The sequence below is a fragment of the Streptomyces sp. NPDC049541 genome, assembly GCF_044465725.1.
In the GTDB taxonomy this organism is placed as follows: domain Bacteria; phylum Actinomycetota; class Actinomycetes; order Streptomycetales; family Streptomycetaceae; genus Streptomyces.
On record NZ_JBITLY010000007.1, the window covers coordinates 408,734 to 425,770 of the forward strand.

At 70.3% G+C, this 17,037-nt stretch carries 17 protein-coding genes; 7 read left to right on the forward strand and 10 right to left on the reverse strand.

What is annotated here, in order from left to right; genetic code table 11:
• Positions 1-163: 163 nt before the first annotated feature.
• The 4 genes from ACIBW9_RS27440 to ACIBW9_RS27455 are packed head-to-tail and all read right to left on the reverse strand — an operon-like array spanning position 164 to position 4,062.
• Complete coding sequence (locus ACIBW9_RS27440; RefSeq protein ID WP_398959399.1) at positions 164-1,183, reverse strand: ABC transporter substrate-binding protein; 1,020 nt, start codon at positions 1,181-1,183, stop codon at positions 164-166.
• A gap of 34 nt (positions 1,184-1,217) precedes the next feature.
• Positions 1,218-2,027: an ABC transporter ATP-binding protein gene (locus tag ACIBW9_RS27445; protein WP_398959401.1), complete on the reverse strand. Its 810-nt coding sequence runs from the start codon at positions 2,025-2,027 to the stop codon at positions 1,218-1,220.
• A complete protein-coding gene (locus ACIBW9_RS27450; protein ID WP_398959403.1) occupies positions 2,024-3,073 on the reverse strand; it encodes a FecCD family ABC transporter permease in 1,050 nt (349 codons plus the stop codon). The genes ACIBW9_RS27445 and ACIBW9_RS27450 overlap by 4 nt, the downstream gene beginning before the upstream one ends.
• The gene (locus ACIBW9_RS27455; protein ID WP_398959699.1) at positions 3,070-4,062 is read right to left on the reverse strand and encodes a FecCD family ABC transporter permease; all 993 of its coding nucleotides are present in this window, start codon (positions 4,060-4,062) and stop codon (positions 3,070-3,072) included. The genes ACIBW9_RS27450 and ACIBW9_RS27455 overlap by 4 nt, the downstream gene beginning before the upstream one ends.
• A 209-nt stretch (positions 4,063-4,271) precedes the next feature.
• Between ACIBW9_RS27455 and ACIBW9_RS27460 the strand changes: the two genes are divergently transcribed.
• Entirely contained in the window at positions 4,272-5,111 is an 840-nt protein-coding gene (locus tag ACIBW9_RS27460; protein ID WP_398959405.1) for a (2Fe-2S)-binding protein, read from the forward strand.
• Between the two features lie 93 nt (positions 5,112-5,204).
• On the opposite strand, the gene ACIBW9_RS27465 is transcribed toward ACIBW9_RS27460, so the two are convergent.
• Complete coding sequence (locus tag ACIBW9_RS27465) at positions 5,205-6,959, reverse strand: ABC transporter ATP-binding protein (protein WP_398959407.1); 1,755 nt, start codon at positions 6,957-6,959, stop codon at positions 5,205-5,207.
• A gap of 141 nt (positions 6,960-7,100) precedes the next feature.
• On the opposite strand from ACIBW9_RS27465, the gene ACIBW9_RS27470 reads away from it, so the two are divergent.
• The 4 genes from ACIBW9_RS27470 (at position 7,101) to ACIBW9_RS27485 (ending at position 10,200) form a co-directional block, all read left to right on the forward strand.
• Complete coding sequence (locus ACIBW9_RS27470) at positions 7,101-8,186, forward strand: S-(hydroxymethyl)mycothiol dehydrogenase (protein WP_398959409.1); 1,086 nt, start codon at positions 7,101-7,103, stop codon at positions 8,184-8,186.
• Positions 8,186-8,815: an MBL fold metallo-hydrolase gene (locus ACIBW9_RS27475; RefSeq protein WP_398959411.1), complete on the forward strand. Its 630-nt coding sequence runs from the start codon at positions 8,186-8,188 to the stop codon at positions 8,813-8,815. Before ACIBW9_RS27470 ends, ACIBW9_RS27475 begins: the two co-directional genes overlap by 1 nt.
• A 20-nt stretch (positions 8,816-8,835) precedes the next feature.
• Positions 8,836-9,210, forward strand: coding sequence for a DUF4180 domain-containing protein (locus tag ACIBW9_RS27480; RefSeq protein ID WP_398959413.1), 375 nt, complete (start codon positions 8,836-8,838; stop codon positions 9,208-9,210).
• Between the two features lie 75 nt (positions 9,211-9,285).
• Complete coding sequence (locus ACIBW9_RS27485; protein ID WP_398959415.1) at positions 9,286-10,200, forward strand: SDR family oxidoreductase; 915 nt, start codon at positions 9,286-9,288, stop codon at positions 10,198-10,200.
• 2 nt (positions 10,201-10,202) lie between these two features.
• Here the strand turns inward: ACIBW9_RS27485 and ACIBW9_RS27490 are convergent, their stop codons facing one another.
• Positions 10,203-10,739, reverse strand: coding sequence for a hypothetical protein (locus tag ACIBW9_RS27490; RefSeq protein ID WP_398959417.1), 537 nt, complete (start codon positions 10,737-10,739; stop codon positions 10,203-10,205).
• Positions 10,740-10,788: 49 nt separating this feature from the next.
• On the opposite strand from ACIBW9_RS27490, the gene ACIBW9_RS27495 reads away from it, so the two are divergent.
• Together ACIBW9_RS27495 and ACIBW9_RS27500 are read left to right on the forward strand one after the other, a co-directional pair.
• Entirely contained in the window at positions 10,789-11,586 is a 798-nt protein-coding gene (locus ACIBW9_RS27495) for an SDR family NAD(P)-dependent oxidoreductase (protein WP_398959419.1), read from the forward strand.
• Between the two features lie 200 nt (positions 11,587-11,786).
• Positions 11,787-12,485, forward strand: coding sequence for a L,D-transpeptidase family protein (locus ACIBW9_RS27500; RefSeq protein WP_398959421.1), 699 nt, complete (start codon positions 11,787-11,789; stop codon positions 12,483-12,485).
• A 26-nt stretch (positions 12,486-12,511) separates the two neighbouring features.
• Here ACIBW9_RS27500 and ACIBW9_RS27505 read toward each other — a convergent pair whose 3' ends face one another.
• The 4 genes from ACIBW9_RS27505 to ACIBW9_RS27520 are packed head-to-tail and all read right to left on the reverse strand — an operon-like array spanning position 12,512 to position 17,003.
• A complete protein-coding gene (locus ACIBW9_RS27505) occupies positions 12,512-13,711 on the reverse strand; it encodes a Gfo/Idh/MocA family protein (RefSeq protein ID WP_398959423.1) in 1,200 nt (399 codons plus the stop codon).
• Between the two features lie 29 nt (positions 13,712-13,740).
• Positions 13,741-15,090, reverse strand: a complete 1,350-nt coding sequence (locus tag ACIBW9_RS27510; protein WP_398959425.1) for an ABC transporter substrate-binding protein — start codon at positions 15,088-15,090, stop codon at positions 13,741-13,743.
• 10 nt (positions 15,091-15,100) lie between these two features.
• Positions 15,101-16,018: a carbohydrate ABC transporter permease gene (locus ACIBW9_RS27515; RefSeq protein ID WP_398959427.1), complete on the reverse strand. Its 918-nt coding sequence runs from the start codon at positions 16,016-16,018 to the stop codon at positions 15,101-15,103.
• A 19-nt stretch (positions 16,019-16,037) separates the two neighbouring features.
• Positions 16,038-17,003: a carbohydrate ABC transporter permease gene (locus ACIBW9_RS27520; RefSeq protein ID WP_398959429.1), complete on the reverse strand. Its 966-nt coding sequence runs from the start codon at positions 17,001-17,003 to the stop codon at positions 16,038-16,040.
• Positions 17,004-17,037 lie beyond the last annotated feature (34 nt).

Consider the following 17,037-nt stretch of genomic DNA (forward strand, 5'->3'; position numbering starts at 1 on the left):
CGCCCCGGCCCCCCGGGGGGGCGGGGGCCAGCACCCCCGGGGCCCCCCCCCCGGGGGGGCGGCCCGGCCACCCCCCCCCCCCCCCCGGCCCCCCCCCCCCCCCCCCCGGGCGGGGGGGGGCCCGGGGCCGCCCCGCGGCGGCCCGCCCCTGAGGAAGCGGGAGTTACTTCTTCGGGAGCTCCACGCCGGTGGCCTTCGCCACGTCCTTCAGCATCTGCTCCGCGGCCTGGACGCCGATGCCGGACATCCATGTCTCGTCCGGGACGGTGAAGACCTTGCCGTCCTTGACGGCCTTGAGGGACTTCCAGACCGGGTTGGAGGTGACCTGCTTCTGCTGGGTCTTGTCCGGGGTGTCGGCGGTGGTCACGAAGACCAGGTCGGCGTCGGCCTGGTCGATCTCCTCCGGGCTGACGTCCTTCATGGTGACGGCGGGGTCGTTCGACACCTGGGACTTGGGCCGCTGGAAGCCGATGTCGTTCAGCACGACACCGCTGTAGGAGTTGGTCTGGTAGAGGCGGGTCGGACCGGCGATGAAGCGGACCACGGACGCGGTGGGCATGGTGCCGCCGTCCTTCTTCCTGATGGCCTCACCCAGCGCCTTGGCCTGCGTCTCGTACTCCTTGAGCTTCGCGGCGGCCTCCTTCTCCAGGCCGAGCGCCTCGGCGTGCACCTTGAGGTTCTGCTTCCAGACACCGCCGGTGGTCTCCGTGAAGACGGTCGGGGCGATGGCGCTGAGCTTGTCGTAGATCTTCTCGTGCCGGATCTTCGACGACAGGATCAGATCCGGCTTCAGCGAGGCGATCTTCTCCAGGTTGGGCTCCAGGAGAGGGCCGACGTCGGCGGTGCCGCTCAGCTCGCCCTTGAGGTACGTCGGGAAGCCGCCCTCCGTCTTGAAGTGCGGGGCGACCGCGCCGACCGGGTCGATGCCGAGCAGGGTGACGTCGTCCAGCTCGCCGGTGTCGAGCACCACGACCCGCTTCGGCTGCGAGGGGATCTTGACGTCGCCCATCACGGTCTTGAGGGTGCGCGGGAAGCCGGTTGATGCCACGCCGGAGGCCTTGGCCGTGTCGGCCGCATCGGTCTTCTCGCTGCCGCAGGCGGCCAGCACGGCCGTACCGAGCACGACGGAGAGCAGCACGGCGATCAGCCGGCCGATTCCGCGCAGGGGAGAGCGCTTGAACATGGGGGGTGGGTCTTTCTGGTAGGGGAGTGGTGGGTCAGGCGGATGCGGCCGGTTGCCGGACCGCGCTGCTTTTCGGGACGACCAGCGGGGTGCCGGTCTCCGGGTCGGGGATCACCCGGCAGTCCACGTCGAACACGGACCTGACCAGGTCCGCGTCGAGGACGTCGGCCGGGGCGCCGGCGGCGGCGAGGCGTCCCTCCTTGAGGACCACCATGTGGTCCGCGTAGCGGGCGGCCTGTCCGAGGTCGTGCAGCACCATCACCACGGTGCGGCCCGCCTCGGCGTGCAGGGCGGCCACCAGGTCGAGGACGTCGAGCTGGTGCCGCAGGTCGAGGAAGGTGGTGGGTTCGTCGAGCAGGAGCAGCTCGGTGTCCTGCGCCAACGCCAGGGCGATCCAGGCGCGTTGGCGCTGACCACCGGAGAGCCGGTCGACGGGCTGGTCGCGCAGGGACGCGGTGCCGGTGCGTTCCAGGGCCTCGTCCACCGCCCGCTGGTCCGCCGCCGACCAGGGGCTCAGCAGCCGCTGGTGCGGATACCGGCCCAGCCGTACGAGCGCCTCGACGGTGATCGCCTCGGGCGTGACCGGTTGCTGGGGCAGCAGTCCCATCCGGCGGGCGAGCGTCCGGGCCGGCATGCGGTGGATGTCCGCGCCGTCCAGCGTGACGGTGCCCGCGGACGGGGCGAGCAGCCGGCTCAGGCCCCGCAAGAGGGTGGACTTCCCGCAGGCGTTGGGACCGACGATCGCCGTGACGGCGCCGCCCGGCAGCGTCAGATCGAGCCCGCCGACGACCAGCCGGTCGCCGTAGCGCAGATCGAGGCCCTGGGTCTGCAACTGGTTGGTCATGCGTGGCTCCTCTGGACGGGTGAGCTCTGCCGGAACATCAGCACCAGCAGCCAGGGCGCGCCCAGCGTGGCGGTGACCGCCCCGACCGGCAGCCCTTCGATCGGCAGCAGGTGCTGCACCACCAGGTCGGAGGCGAGCAGCAGCACCGCTCCGGTGAGACCGGCGAGCCCCAGGGAGGCCGCCGTGGGCGGACCGGTGACCAGGCGGACGAGGTGCGGCACGGCGAGCGCGACGAAGGTCACCGGACCGGCGAGCGCGGCCGCGAGCGACGCCAATGCCACGGCCACAAAGAGAAGTTGAAGACGTGCGGCGGACGTCCCGAGACCCAGCGCGCCCGCCGATTCGTCCCCGAGGTCGAGCAAGGCCAGCCGTCGGTGCAGTACCAGGGCGGTGGCGAACGCCGGCACCATGGCGCCGGCCGCCCCCCACACCTCCGTCCACGTCCGGCCGTACACCGAGCCGGTGGTCCACTGCAGCGCCGAACCGGCGAGCTCGGCCGGGAAGCGCACGATCATCAGGTTCACGGCGGCGGCCAGCCCCGCCTGCACGGCGAGCCCGGTGAGCACCAGCCGGGTGACGGCGAGCCCGGACCGCCAGGCGAACACACCCAGCAGCAGCGCCGAAAGCAGGCCGCCGGCCAGCGCGCCGACCGGGATCAGCGTCTGCGAGGCCCCGGCGGCGATCAGCGCGACCGCACCCAGCGAGGCCCCGCCTGTCACGCCCATGACATCGGGAGACGCCAGGGGATTGCGGAACAGTCGCTGCAGCACGCAGCCCGCCGCTCCGAGACCGGCGCCGGCGACGATCGCCGCCACCGCCCTGGGCGCGCGGAACTGCTGCACCACCAGCACGTCTCCAGAGTCTCCGAGCCCGACCAGGGCCCGCAGCGCCGTGCCCGCGGGCATGGGCATCTCACCGGTCGTCAGGGAGACGGTGAGCAGCACGAACAGGACGAGGAGACCGCCGGCGGCGAACACCAGGACACGGCGGCGCATCCGGCTGCGGGACATGGACTTGGCGGGGAGGGTTGCAAGGCCGGCGGTCATCGGGCCACCTTCCGGGCCAGCAGTGCCAGCAGGGGCGCGCCCAGGAACGCCGTCACGATGCCGACCTCCAGTTCCGAGGGGCGGATCACCAGCCGGCCGAGGACATCGGCCGCGAGCAGCAGCAGCGGTCCGGCGATCAGACAGCCGGGCACCAGCAGCCGGTGGTCGGCACCCACCAGGGGACGTACGAGATGGGGTGCGGCGAGGCCGATGAAGGCGACCGGACCGGCCATGGCGACCGCCGATCCCGCGAGCAGGACCACCGCGATGCCGCCGGCCAGCCGGATCCGGGCCACCGGCACCCCGAGCGCCTGGGCCGAATCGTCGCCCAGGGCAAGGGCGTTGAGGGCGGGCGACACGGCGAGGGCGACCGCCAGGCCGAGCAGCAGGGTCGGCAGCACCGGCCACAGCACGTCGAGGGGCCTGCCGGACAGGGATCCGGCCAGCCAGAAGCGGGCCTCGTCGAGGGTGCGCTGGTTCAGCAGCATCACCGCCGACGTCCAGGACAGCAGCACCAGTTGGAGCACGGTGCCGCCGAGGGCGAGCCTTACGGGATCGATGTCCCCGGCGCGGCGGGCCAGCGCCTGGGCGAACAGGGCGGCGCCCGCGGCCCCGGCGAACGCGAACCACACGTACTGCACAGGGTCGTTGAGCTTCAGTGCGTAGATCGCGACGACGACGGCGAAGCCGGCGCCCGCGTTGATGCCGAGGGTGGTCGGCGACGCGAGCGGATTGCGGGTGATGCCCTGCGCTACGGCCCCCGCGACCCCGAGCGCGGCCCCCACGGCGAGTCCGATGACGGTGCGCGGCAGCCGCAGCCCGGTGACCACGAGCGCCTCCCGGCCCCGGGCGTGGCCGAACAGCGCGTCGGCCACCGTGGACAGGGGCACCGACCGGGCGCCGAGCGCGAGGCTCAGCACGGTGCAGAGCACCAGGGCGCCCAGTCCGGCGAGGAACAGGGGGAGGTGTCTGAGGGCAGGGGAGGGCACACCGACAGGTGCGCCCCGTTGGGTCGCAGTCACAAGCCGTGAGCTTAGGCTAGCCTTGCTTTACTTTTCAATTGGCTGTGAGATGGCCCTGACGTGGAGGTTCCATGATCGGCAGTGGTGAATGCCCTGCTGGTCGCTCTCGGCAGCACGTGAAGTAAGGTGAGCCTTACCTTCTCGGTTCTCTTTGAACTTCCTGTGCTGGAGCGCCCATGTCCGTGGCCCTGAAGACCCCGTCCGCCGGTGCCGTCACGCATGCCCTCGGCGCTGCCTACCGCAGACTCGCCGACATCTGCGAAACGCTGGCCGTACGGGTCGTCGAGCCGGGCCACGAGTCGCAGGCCGCGGTCACCGCGGCCGAGTTGGCGTCGGACCGCAGCGTGCTCGACGCCTTCGTCGACGCCGAGGCGGCCCGCATCCACGCCCGGTACGGCGTCGCCGCGCGCCGCGACGTCGCCGCCTCACGCGCCCTGCACGGCTACGCCTGGACCCTCGGCGTCCTGCTGGGTGGGACCTGGTACCTCGAACGGCGAGTGCCCCGCATCCGCCCCGAGGACCTGCGCCTCGATCTCACCACGGGTACGTACGAGATCACCCCCGGTACCGAGCTCGCCTGTCTGCCCAGCGACCCCCTCGCCGCACTTCCCGGCACGCTGACGACCCCTCAGGAAGAGTCCCTGCGGGCCGCGTTGCGCAGGTCGACGGCCGACCACATGCGCCCGCTGCTGGCCGCGATCGGCCCCGTCGCACGACGCGGGGCGCGTTCCCTGTGGGGAATGGTCGCCGACGACCTCGTGTCCGGCATCTGGTACCTCGGCCGCATGCTCGGCCAGGAGGCCACCGCCGTACGAGCCGCCACCGACGTCCTCCCGATCGCCGTGCCCCCGTACCCGGCCGCCGCCTTCCGCCACTTGGCGGGCGACGACGGCCGACGACACATCACCCGCACCCGCACCGGCTGCTGCATGTTTTATGCGATCAAGCCCGCCGAGGCCTGCGTGACCTGCCCCCGCACAAGCGACGCCGAGCGCCTGCGCAGACTCCAGAACTGAGAAGGAGGCGGCCGGAGGAGCGCCCCAAAGGGGCGCGGGGAACTGCGCGACCAGCCCGCCATGGTGCCGCAGTCGAACGAAGAACCCCGCAAATCAGTCGGCAGTGGCAAGAAACTGCGTGGCCGCCAACTCGGCGTACAACGGATCCGCGGCAACCAACTCCCGATGGGTCCCAACGGCCCGCACCCGCCCCGCATCCATCACCACAATCCGGTCGGCCATCGTCACCGTGGACAGCCGGTGCGCCACGACAAGAACCGTTGTGGTCCGGGCGACGTCGTCGACCGTGTCCCGCAGCGCCGCCTCGTTCACCGCATCCAGCTGCGAGGTCGCCTCGTCGAGCAACAGCAGCCGAGGCCGGCGCAGCAACGCGCGGGCGATGGCGACCCGCTGCCGCTCACCGCCCGACAGCTTGGTGCCACGGTGCCCCACCAGCGTGTCGAGGCCACCGGGCAGCCGGGCGACCAGACCGTCCAGCCGGGTCGTCTTCAGCACGCGCGTCACCGCGTCGTCATCCGCATCCGGATTGCCCAGCAGCAGATTGTCCCGCAGCGAACCCGACAGCACGGGAGCGTCCTGCTCCACATAGCCGATGGCCGACCGGAGCCTCGGCAACTCCCAGTCCTGCAGGGCGATTCCGTCCAGCGTGACGGTCCCGGACTCGGGATCGTAGAACCGCTCGATGAGCGAGAACAATGTCGTCTTGCCCGCGCCGGACGGGCCGACGAACGCGGTCATGCCACGGGCCGGCACGGAGAACGTCACCCCGTGATGGACGTACGGCAGATCGTCGGCGTACCGGAACCGGACCTCGTCGAAGGCGAGCGCGGCCGGTTCCGCGCCCGCCGTGGGCAACGGGGCGGGACGGGCCGCCGGTTCGGAAGGCAGGCTCAGCGCCTCCTGGATACGGGCGAGAGCGGCGGCACCCGTCTGGTACTGCGTGATCGCGCCGACCACCTGCTGGATCGGCGACATCAGATAGAAGACGTACAGCAGGAACGCGACCAGGGTGCCGATCTGGATGGCCCCGGTCGCCACCCGTGCCCCGCCCACCGCGAGCACCGTGATGAAGGCGATCTGCATCGCGAGACCGGCCGTGTTGCCCGCCGCGGCCGACCACTTGGCGGCGCGCACGCTCTGCCGCCACGACTCCTCGGCGGCCTCGTGCAGGCTCCGCTCCTCGCGGTCCTCGGCGCCCGACGCCTTGACCGTGCGCAGCGCGCCGAGAACCCGCTCCAGCGAGGCCCCCATCATGCCGACCGCGTCCTGCGCCTGCCGGCTGGCCCGGTTGATGCGCGGCACGATCACCCCGAGCACCGTGCCCGCACCGAGGATCACGCACAGGGTGACACCGAGCAGCACCGGATCCACCAGCCCCATCATCACCACCGTCGCCACGAGCGTGAGCCCGCCCGTTCCCAGGCCGATCAGCGAATCGGTGGTGACCTCGCGCAGCAGCGTGGTGTCGGAGGTGATGCGGGCCATCAGGTCGCCCGGCTCGGTGCGGTCCACCGTGGGGATGCGCAGCCGCAGCAGATACGAGGACAGGGTGCGCCGCGCGCCGAGCACCACCGACTCCGCGGTCCGGCGCAGCACATACGAACCGAGCGCGCCCAGCGCGGCATTGGTGACCACCAGCCCCGACATGGCGAGCAGCGCGCCGGTGATGGCCCGGTCGTGCGACAGATCCTCGATCAGCCCCTTGGCCACCAGCGGCAGCAGCAGCCCGGTGGCCCCCGTCACCAGCGACAACAGCGCGCCCGTCAGCAGGGACCACCGGTGCGGCCGTACCTGGGCGAGGAGCAGCCGCCAGGCGGGCGGTCGGGGCTCGGGCTCGGCGATGCTCACGGCGCTCCTCGGGAGTCGTGCGGAGCATTCAGGCTACGTCGGGCGGCAGGCGCCCCGAGGCAGTCTGCTCCGGCACCGTTACTGATCAGTCACCCCTAGGGTCGGAAGCACGGACATCCGCAGACGAAAGGGTTCGACGCCATGGCGCAGGAAGTACGCGGCGTGATCGCACCGGGCAAGGGCGAGCCGGTGCGGGTGGAGACGATCGTCGTGCCGGACCCCGGCCCGGGGGAAGCGGTCGTACGGATCCAGGCGTGCGGGGTGTGTCATACCGATCTGCACTACAAGCAGGGCGGTATCAGCGACGACTTCCCCTTCCTGCTCGGCCATGAGGCGGCCGGTGTGGTGGAGTCGGTCGGCGCGGGCGTCACGGACGTCGCACCCGGCGACTTCGTGATCCTCAACTGGCGGGCCGTGTGCGGTCAGTGCCGGGCCTGTCTGCGGGGACGGCCCTGGTACTGCTTCAACACCCACAACGCCGAACAGAAGATGACCCTCACCGACGGCACCGAGCTGTCCCCGGCGCTGGGCATCGGCGCCTTCGCGGAGAAGACCCTGGTCGCGGCCGGGCAGTGCACCAAGGTGGATGCGAGCGTCGCCCCGCAGGTGGCGGGGCTGCTGGGCTGCGGGGTGATGGCAGGCATCGGCGCGGCGATCAACACCGGCAACGTCGGCCGCGGCGACAGCGTGGCGGTCATCGGCTGCGGCGGCGTGGGTGACGCGGCGATCGCGGGAGCGAACCTGGCGGGCGCCGCGAAGATCATCGCGGTGGACATCGACGACCGGAAGCTGGCCAAGGCACGGGAGATGGGCGCGACCCACACCGTCAACTCCAAGGAGACCGACCCCGTCGAGGCGATCCGCGAGCTGACCGGCGGCTTCGGCGCCGATGTCGTCATCGAGGCGGTGGGCCGCCCGGAGACGTACCAGCAGGCCTTCTACGCACGCGACCTCGCCGGCACGGTCGTCCTCGTCGGCGTGCCGACCCCGGAGATGAAGCTGGAGCTGCCGCTCCTGGATGTCTTCGGGCGGGGCGGATCGCTGAAGTCGTCCTGGTACGGCGACTGCCTGCCCTCCCGTGACTTCCCGATGCTCATCGACCTGCATCTGCAGGGTCGCCTGCCGCTGGACAAGTTCGTCACCGAGACCATCCGGCTCACCGACGTGGAGCAGGCCTTCGAGCGGATGCACCACGGCGACGTGCTGCGCTCGGTGGTGGTGCTGTGATGGCCGCACGCATCGAACGCCTCGTCACCTCCGGCACCTTCAGCCTCGACGGCGGCACCTGGGAGGTCGACAACAACGTGTGGATCGTGGGCGACGACCACGAGGTCATCGTCATCGACGCCGCTCACGACGCCGACGCCATCGCCGAGGCCGTGGGGGACCGCCGCCTCGCGGCCATCGTGTGCACCCACGCCCACGACGACCACATCGACGCCGCGCCCGCGCTGGCCGACCGCACCGGCGCGACCATCTGGCTGCACCCCGACGACCTGCCGCTGTGGAAGCTCACCCACCCGAACCGCGACCCCGACGCCCATCTGCGCGACGGCCAGGTCATCGAGGCGGCAGGGGTCGACCTGACGGTCCTCCACACCCCGGGCCATGCACCGGGCGCCGTCTGCCTGTACGACCCCGCCCTGGCCGCGGTCTTCACCGGCGACACCCTCTTCCATGGCGGCCCCGGCGCGACCGGCCGCTCCTACTCCCACTTCCCGACGATCATCGACTCCATCCGCGACCGCCTGCTCACCCTCCCCCCGGAGACCAAGGTCCTCACCGGCCACGGCGATCCGACCACCATCGGAGCCGAAGCGCCCCACCTGGAGGAATGGATCACCCGCGGCCACTGAAACTCCTATGATCCCGTCCCATGACCACGACCCCCGGAACGCTCGAAGACCTGCACGGCGTACGCGTCCTGCGCTGTACGCCCGACGGCCCGCTGCTCGACGGTGAACAGGCCGCGCTCGATCTGATCGGCGACGCGATGGGGTACGACGCGGAACTGGTCGCGCTGCCCGTCGAGCGGGTGGCGGACGAGTTCTTCCGGCTCAAGTCGGGGGTCGCGGGCGCGGTCATGCAGAAGTTCGTGAACTACCGGGTGCGGCTCGCCGTCGTCGGCGACCTCTCCCGGCACCTCGCCGAGAGCTCGGCACTGCGCGACTTCGTCCACGAGACCAACCAGGGCAGCCACATCTGGTTCCTCGCGGACGAGGACGCCCTCGCCGCGAGACTGCGACCGTAAAAGACGACAGAAGATGTCCGGCTTCTTCGGCACCCTCGACAGGGACAGCAGCCGTAGGGAAAGGGGAGGCCGGACATGTCCGCACCACTGAAGGGCAAGGTGGCGCTGGTCGCCGGGGCGACGCGGGGCGCGGGCCGCGGGATCGCGGTGGAACTCGGTGCCGCCGGTGCCACGGTCTACGTCACCGGACGCACGACGCGTGCGCAGCGCTCGGAGTACGACCGCCCCGAGGCCATCGAGGACACCGCCGACCTCGTCACCGCGGCGGGCGGCCAGGGCATCGCCGTACCCACCGACCACCTCGACCCGGCGCAGGTCCGCACCCTCGTGGAGCGCATCGCGGACGAACAGGGCCGCCTCGACGTCCTCGTCAACGACATCTGGGGCGGCGAGAAGCTCTTCGCATGGGACAGGCCCCTCTGGGAGCACGACCTCGACGACGGGCTCCGGCTGCTCCGGCTCGCCGTCGAGACGCACGCGATCACCAGCCACCACGCCCTGCCGCTCCTGCTGCGCCACCCCGGCGGCCTGGTCGTGGAGGTCACCGACGGAACCGCCGAGTACAACCGCGACACCTACCGCGTCTCCTTCTTCTACGACCTCGCCAAGGCGTCCGTGCTGCGCATGGCCTTCGCCCTGGCCCATGAACTCGGGCCGCGCGGGGCGACGGCCCTCGCGCTGACACCCGGCTGGCTGCGCTCGGAGATCATGCTCGACCAGTTCGGCGTACGCGAGGACAACTGGCGCGACGCCCTGGAACGCGTCCCCCACTTCGCCATCTCCGAGACCCCGCACTACGTGGGCCGCGCCGTCGCCGCCCTCGCCGCCGACCCCGACGTGGCCCGGTGGAACGGCGCGTCCCTCTCCAGCGGCTCACTCGCCCGGGAGTACGGCTTCACGGACCTCGACGGCAGCCGTCCCGACGCCTGGCGGTACCTCGTCGAGGTCCAGGACGCGGGGAAGCCGGCGGACACCACCGGGTACCGGTGAGATCAGGAGGAGGACACCGGCGGCAGCTGCCACCGCACCGAGAGGCCCGGTGGCAGAGCCAAGTCGTCGCGTACGGCGCCGTAGTAGCCGTCACGTCCGATGCGATGCCGCTCCACCAGCGCCTGCCATCCCGCAGGATCGCGAGTCCCGTCGCGCAGGAACTGCTCCATCTCCAGCACCACCGTGACCCACCCCCGGGCCTTCTCCACCACCTCCGGACTCCCCAGCAGGAGCAGCGCTTCTCCCACCGGATCCCGTCCGAGAGTGGCCTCGGCCAGCAGCGGTGCGACCTCCTCGGGGGGCAGGGGATGCGGGTGAGGGTCGTTGCCGAGGTGGGACGCGCCTCGGCACGCCAGCGTGACGGACTTCTTCAGCGCGCTCGCGTAGTCGGCGTACACCGCCAGCCGCCGCTCCTCCCAACGGACCGTCTGCTCCCGGTGGAAGCGGGCGCGGTCGCTGCGCACGACGGCCAGATACGAACCGAGCGCTCCGATGACGACGCCGATGAGCGCAGGCAGTTGCTGTATGAACGCGGACATGCCGCACAGTATCGGCCCAGTTGATCGGCGTGGCACTACGGTGCGATCCATGACGGACGCAATGCGCTGTGCAGGATACGGAGTTCTCGTCACCGGCGCCGCCCGAGGCATCGGAGCCGCTGTCGCCCGCAGGCTCGCGGAGGAAGGGGCGCGAGTGCTGCTGACCGACGTGGACGCGCCCGAGGCGGCCAGGACCGCGGCAGTGCTGCGGGAACAGGGCCTGGCCGCCGAGGCGGCGGGGTGCGACGTGGCCGACCGGGCCTCCGTGGACGCGGCCGTCGCGCATGCCGTGGACGCCTTCGGTTCGCTGGACGTCCTGGTCAACAGCGCGGCGAGCTGCACCCCCGACACCCCCCTGTTCGAGGACGGCCCGGACGAGGCCTGGGAGCGCGACCTCGACATCACCCTGACCGGCACCTACCGCTGCTGCCGCGCGGCCCTCCCGCACCTGGCCGCCTCCGGGCGCGGTGCCGTCGTCAACATCGGTTCCGTCAACGCCCTTCAGGACTTCGGCAACCACGCCTACAGTGCGGCCAAGGCCGCCCTGGTCTCCCTCACCCGCACCATGGCCGCGCACGTCGCCGCACGGGGGGTCCGCGTCAACCTCGTGGTGCCCGGCACGGTGCGCACCTCGGCGTGGGAGGGCCGCGAGGACGAGCTCGAGGCCCTGCGTCCGCTGTACCCGCTCGGCAGGGTCGGGGAGCCGGACGACATCGCCGCCGCTGTCGCCTTCCTCGCCTCCCGCGAGGCGTCCTGGATCACCGGCACCTCGCTCACGGTCGACGGCGGCCTCACCGCGGTGAACACGGGATTCCTCAGGGCGACCCGCCAGAGCCGGGACGTCTGAGGCTCGCGGGACAGGCGAGAGCCAAGGGGCGCAGGCGGCCCGAGGTGGGGCGTGCATCACGCTGTGACCTGCGGCACTGCGAATGTCACCGTTTCGTCGCATCGTGAGGAGGCCTTGCAACCGATCGCGCCGGACGCCGGTCTAGCTGGCAGAGATCGCAGATCTGACCGAATCCGACCGCACGAAAGGCAAGGCAGGCCATGGGGGACATACGCAGACGGGGTGTCGTCGCACTCGGGCTCACCGGACTGGTGGCGCCGCTCGCACTCGCGCTGGGGACGGCGCCCGCGCAGGCGGCCACCGGCTGCACCACACAGACCGGGCCCTACCAGAAGCAGGTCGAGAAGTTCCTCGGCCTGACCGTCGACGGCAAGCAGTCCGCCACCGACTGCAAGGCCATCAAGGCCTTCCAGACCAAGCACGGCATCACCCCGAACATCGGGTACGCGGGTTCCGTCACCTGGGGCGTGATGGACCTCATGACCAAGCAGAAGGCCGTCGGGAACAACCCCAACCGGAGTGGCGCCTGCCCGACCAACAAGGGCCGCATCGCCTGCGTGAACCTCACCCTCCAGCTCAGCTGGATCCAGGACGGCAGCAGGCTCGTCTACGGCCCCGTCCCGGTCCGCACCGGCCGCGACGGCTACGAGACCCGCACCGGCCTGAAGAAGATCTACTGGCGGGACAAGAACCACGTCTCGAACATCTACAACGTGCCCATGCCCTACAGCCAGTTCTTCGACGGCGGCCAGGCCTTCCACTCGGTCAACCTCAGCATGTGGAACCCGCCCGGCTCGCACGGCTGCGTCAACATGACCCCCACCACGGCCAAGAAGTACTGGGACCTGCTGAAGACCGGCGACGACGTCTTCGTCTACGGCCGCAAGCCGGGCACCTGAGCAGGCACCCGGCCCCGGCGTCCCCCCTACTGCGGGGCGTCCCCGAAGTCCGGGATCTCCAGCCTGACCCCGCCCTGCCGCGCCGACTCGTGCGCGACGATGCCCGGCAGGGTGTAGCGGGCGGCCACCCACGCGTTCACCGACGGCAGCGACCGTGTGTTCACGGCGGTCACGAAGTCGTCGACGAGGAAGTGGTGGCTGCCCTCGTGCCCGTTGTGCAGATGGTCGAACTCCCGCGGCAGCCGCGCCCGGTCGTGCACAGGCGCCGAACCCGAGGTGAAGGCGGCCCGCAGATCCGGCGCGATGTGCTGGAGTGACGGGTCGTCAGGAGACAGGGTGGGCTTGGGCTCCAGCAGTTCGCTGATGTCCTTGACCCCCTTCTTGTCCTGCCACAGGGCCACCGTGGCGAGCTGCTCCATGCTCGCCTCGGTCCCGAAGAACCGGAAACGCGACTCCCGGATGTGCGAGGGATAGCCCACGCGACGGAACTCGTTCGTACGGAACGACCCGCCGCCGGCCACCTCGAACAGCGCGGTGGCGTTGGAGAAGTCGTTGCCGAACTGGCTGACCTCCTTGTCGAAGACGCCGTCGCCGCGCTCGTCCACGACCCCGATGGCCGACACGCTCACCGCGTGCGTCTGCCAGGCGCCGAGCACACCGCCCACCGAGTGCGTGGGGTAGAGCAGCGGGGGATAGCTGGCGGTCTGCTTCCAGTTCTCGCCGCCGCTGTACTGGTAGGCCTCGTAGAACCCCAGATCCATGTCGTGGACGTAGTCGCCCTCGGCGTAGAAGATCCGTCCGAAGGCGCCCTCGGCGATCTGGTTGCGGGCGTGCACGGTCGCCGGGTTGTACTGGCTGGTCTCGCCCATCATGTACGTCAGCCCGGTCGCCTTGACCGCGTCGATGATGGCGGCGATCTCCTCGGTGGCCATGGCCATCGGGACCGCGGAGTACACGTGCTTGCCGGCGCCCAGGCCCTGCAGGACCAGCGGTCCGTGGGTCCAGCGCTGGGTGAAGATGGCGACCGCGTCGACGGCCTGCGACTCCAGCATGGCCTCGTACGTGGGGAAGGTGCCCGCCAACCGCTGTGCTGCTGCGAGCTGTTCGGCCCGTTCGGGAAGGAGGTCGGTGACGTAGACGTCGCTGACCCCGGGATGGGCTTGGAAGAGGGTGGCGAACTGGCCGGAGAACTGGCCGGCACCGACGATGCCGAGCGAGAACGTCATGAAAAAAGTGTCCTTCACTGGTCGGGAGATCACTGCGAGAGGATGAGATTGATCTGGTCGTTGGTCTGGTCGAGGCTGGTGACCGACTTGTCGCCGCCGAAGATTCCCTGCATGGCCGGGTGCATGAGGGCGAACACGTCCGCCGCGTTGTCGGTGATGGGGAAGGTGAAGGTCCTGAAGTCCTTCTTGTCGGCGACCGGCTTGGTGAACGCCGTGACGTCGATGCCCTTCTTCCCGTAGGCGGCCACCGCGGCCTTCGTCCCGGCGAGGGTGGCCGGGAAGACGATGCCGTAACGGCCGACGATCTTCTGGCAGGCGTCCGAGGACAGGTACCGCACCCACTTCTTGGCGCCCTGCTTGTTGTGGGCGTTCCTGGTGATGGAGTCGGCGAGGCCGTTCATCATGGTGGCGCGCTTGCCGGTCGGGCCGACGGGTGTGGAGGCGGTGGCGACCTTGATGCCCTTCATCGCGTAGTACGTGGAGATCATCCAGGCGCCGTCGAAAGCGGTCGCCGCCTTGCCCGCGGCCACCTGGGCGTTGGCCGGGTTGGCGCCCGCGCTGTAGTCCGTCAGCGGTGCCAGATAGCCCTTCTTCGCCAGCCCGAAGTACCACTTGATCACGGACTGGAAGGTCTTGCTGTCGTAGTGGTACTTGGTGCCCCACCGCTTCTTGTCGGTGTAGTTCCAGCCCGCGGACGCCGCGAAGTTGCTCCACTGCGTCTGTCCGTCGCCGTCGCCGCCACCGCCGGTCGCCAGGCCGTACACCTTGACGTGCTTCCTGTCGAAGCCGGGTTGGTCGCCGCGCTTGCCGTGGATGTCGATCGTGAGGTGGGCGATGGCCTTCTCGAAGCTGCCGCCGTCCTTCGGGTTCCAGGACAGGGAGTTGAGCTGCTGCGGGGTGAGGCCCGCCGCCTTCGCCATCTTCGTGTTGTAGAAGAGGGCGACCGTGTCCCAGTCCTTGGGGGCGCCGTACCGGTGGCCGTCCTGTCCGATCCAGTTGTCGGCCAGCCCCGACTGGTAGTCGGCGGGGTCGATGCCGAGGTCGTCCAGTGGTTCGAGGACCTTCAGGTCGGCGAACTGGCCGAACTTCTGGATGTGGTCGGTGAAGACGTCGGGCTGGGTGCCCGCGATGAAGCTCGCGGTCAGCTTGGTCCAGTAGTCGTCCCAGCCCATCTGGCTGATCTTCACGTCCAGGCCCGGGTTCTCCTTCTCGAAACCCTTCGCGCAGGCCTGGTAGGCGGGCAGCTGGTTGGAGTCCCACAGCCAGTACGTCACCGTGTTCGCGTCCGCTCCCGCTCCGCCGCCCTTCGCGCACCCGGCGACCAGGGACAGCGCCAGCGCGCCGGTCAGCGCCACGGCGCTCCGCATCCGAACTCGCATGCCAGTCCCCTTACTTGATCCCGGTGAAGCTGATGGTGCTGACGATGCGGCGCGCGAAGAACCCGAAGAGCACGAGCATCGGAAGCGCGGCGATGAGGGTCGCGGCCATCAGACCCGACCAGTCGTAGCCGGTCTGCGGGGTCTGCGCCCGGAAGATGGCCAGCGCCACCGTCAGCACCCGCGAGCTGTCGCTGTAGGACACCATCAGCGGCCAGAAGTAGTCGTTCCAGGAGGTGATGTACGTCAGCACGCCCAGGGTGAGGATCGGCGTCGACGCCATCGGCAGCAGCACCCGGAAGAAGATCCGTACCTTCCCCGCGCCGTCCAGCAGCGCGGCCTCCTCGACCTCGCGCGGGACGTTCATGAAGAACTGGCGCAGGAAGAACACCGCGAACGGCGTCATGAACATCGTCGGCAGGGCGATGCCCAACAGCGTGTCCACCAGGTGGAGTTGCTTGATGAGCACGAAGTTCGGCAGCAGCGTGAAGATCGCGGGGACCATCAGGCCGGCGAGGAACAGCCCGAACACCTTGTCCCGGCCGCGCCACCTCAGGCGCGCGAAGGCGTAGGCGGCCATCGAGGAGAAGAAGATCTGGCAGACGGTGATCAGCGTCGAGACGATCACCGAGTTGAGCAGATAGCGCCAGAACGTCAGCCCGCCGCCCGCACCGCCCTGCGCGATCGCCTCCTTCGCCGACTGCAGGCCCAGCGCCCGCTCGAAGCCGCCCGCCGTCAGGCCGACGGGGAGCGGGTCGCCGGGATGGGCGGCGAGCGCGGTGTTGGTGGACAGTGCGGTGCGCAGGATCCAGTAGAACGGCAGCAGGGTGATCAGCAGGATCGCGGCCATCACCGCCCAGGCGACGATCCGGCCGAAGGAGGTGCGGCGCCTGGTGGGCCGTACGGTCGTGGTGGTTGCCACGGCAGCCATGTCGTTTCTCTCCCTTCCGTCAGCCGAGGTCGCTCTGGCCGGCCCGGGTGAGCCGGTACTGCAGGAACGTGATCGCGCTCAGCACGAGGAGCAGGGCCACGGACATGGCCGAGGCATAGCCGAACTGGAAGCGGCCGAAGGCGGCGCCGTAGATGTAGTACTGGAGCACGTTGGTGGCGTTCGCCGGGCCGCCCATGGTGGTCACGGCGACGGTGTCGAACACCTGGAACGAGCCGATCACCGTCATGATCAGCACGACCGCCAGCACCGGCCGCAGCAGCGGCAGCGTGATCCGCCAGAACATCCGCCACTCGCTCGCGCCGTCCACCCGGGCCGCCTCGTACATGTCGTTCGGGATGGCCATGAGCCCCGCGAACAGCAGCAGCGCCGTGTATCCGACATGCCGCCACACGTTGATCAGCGCGATCGTGGGGATCGCCCAGTGCTCGTCGGCGAGGAAGGGGATGTGGTCGAAGCCGAGCGCCCCGATGACCTGGTTGCCGATGCCGAGCTGGGTGTCCAGGATCCACAGCCAGACGACGCCCGCCACGACGTTCGACATCAGATACGGCGTGAGCACGATCCCGCGCAGCACCGCCGACTGCGTCAGCCGCTGCAGCAGCACCGCGATGGCGAGCGCCGCCACCGTCTGGACACCGATGTTGATGACCACGTACTCGACGGTGACCTTGAGCGAGTCCCAGAAGATCGGGTCGTGGATCATCCGTATGTAGTTGTCCACGCCCACCCACTTGGCCGGCGTGAGCAGGTTGAAGCGCGTGAAGCTCAGATAGATGCCGCGCAGCGTCGGCCAGAGGAGAAAGACCGTGAAGCCCAGTAGCGCCGGCGCGATGAAGACCGCGGCCAGCCGTCCGTCGCCCCCGTTCTCACGGGCCCTGACCCGTCCCGTCCTCTGTTCGGTCCCTTCCCTCTGCCGGCCGCGCAGTGACAGGCGCGACGGAGGGCTGCTGGAGGCGATGGTCATCGGGAGACTCCCTCGTCTGCGGCGGCTCGTCCTC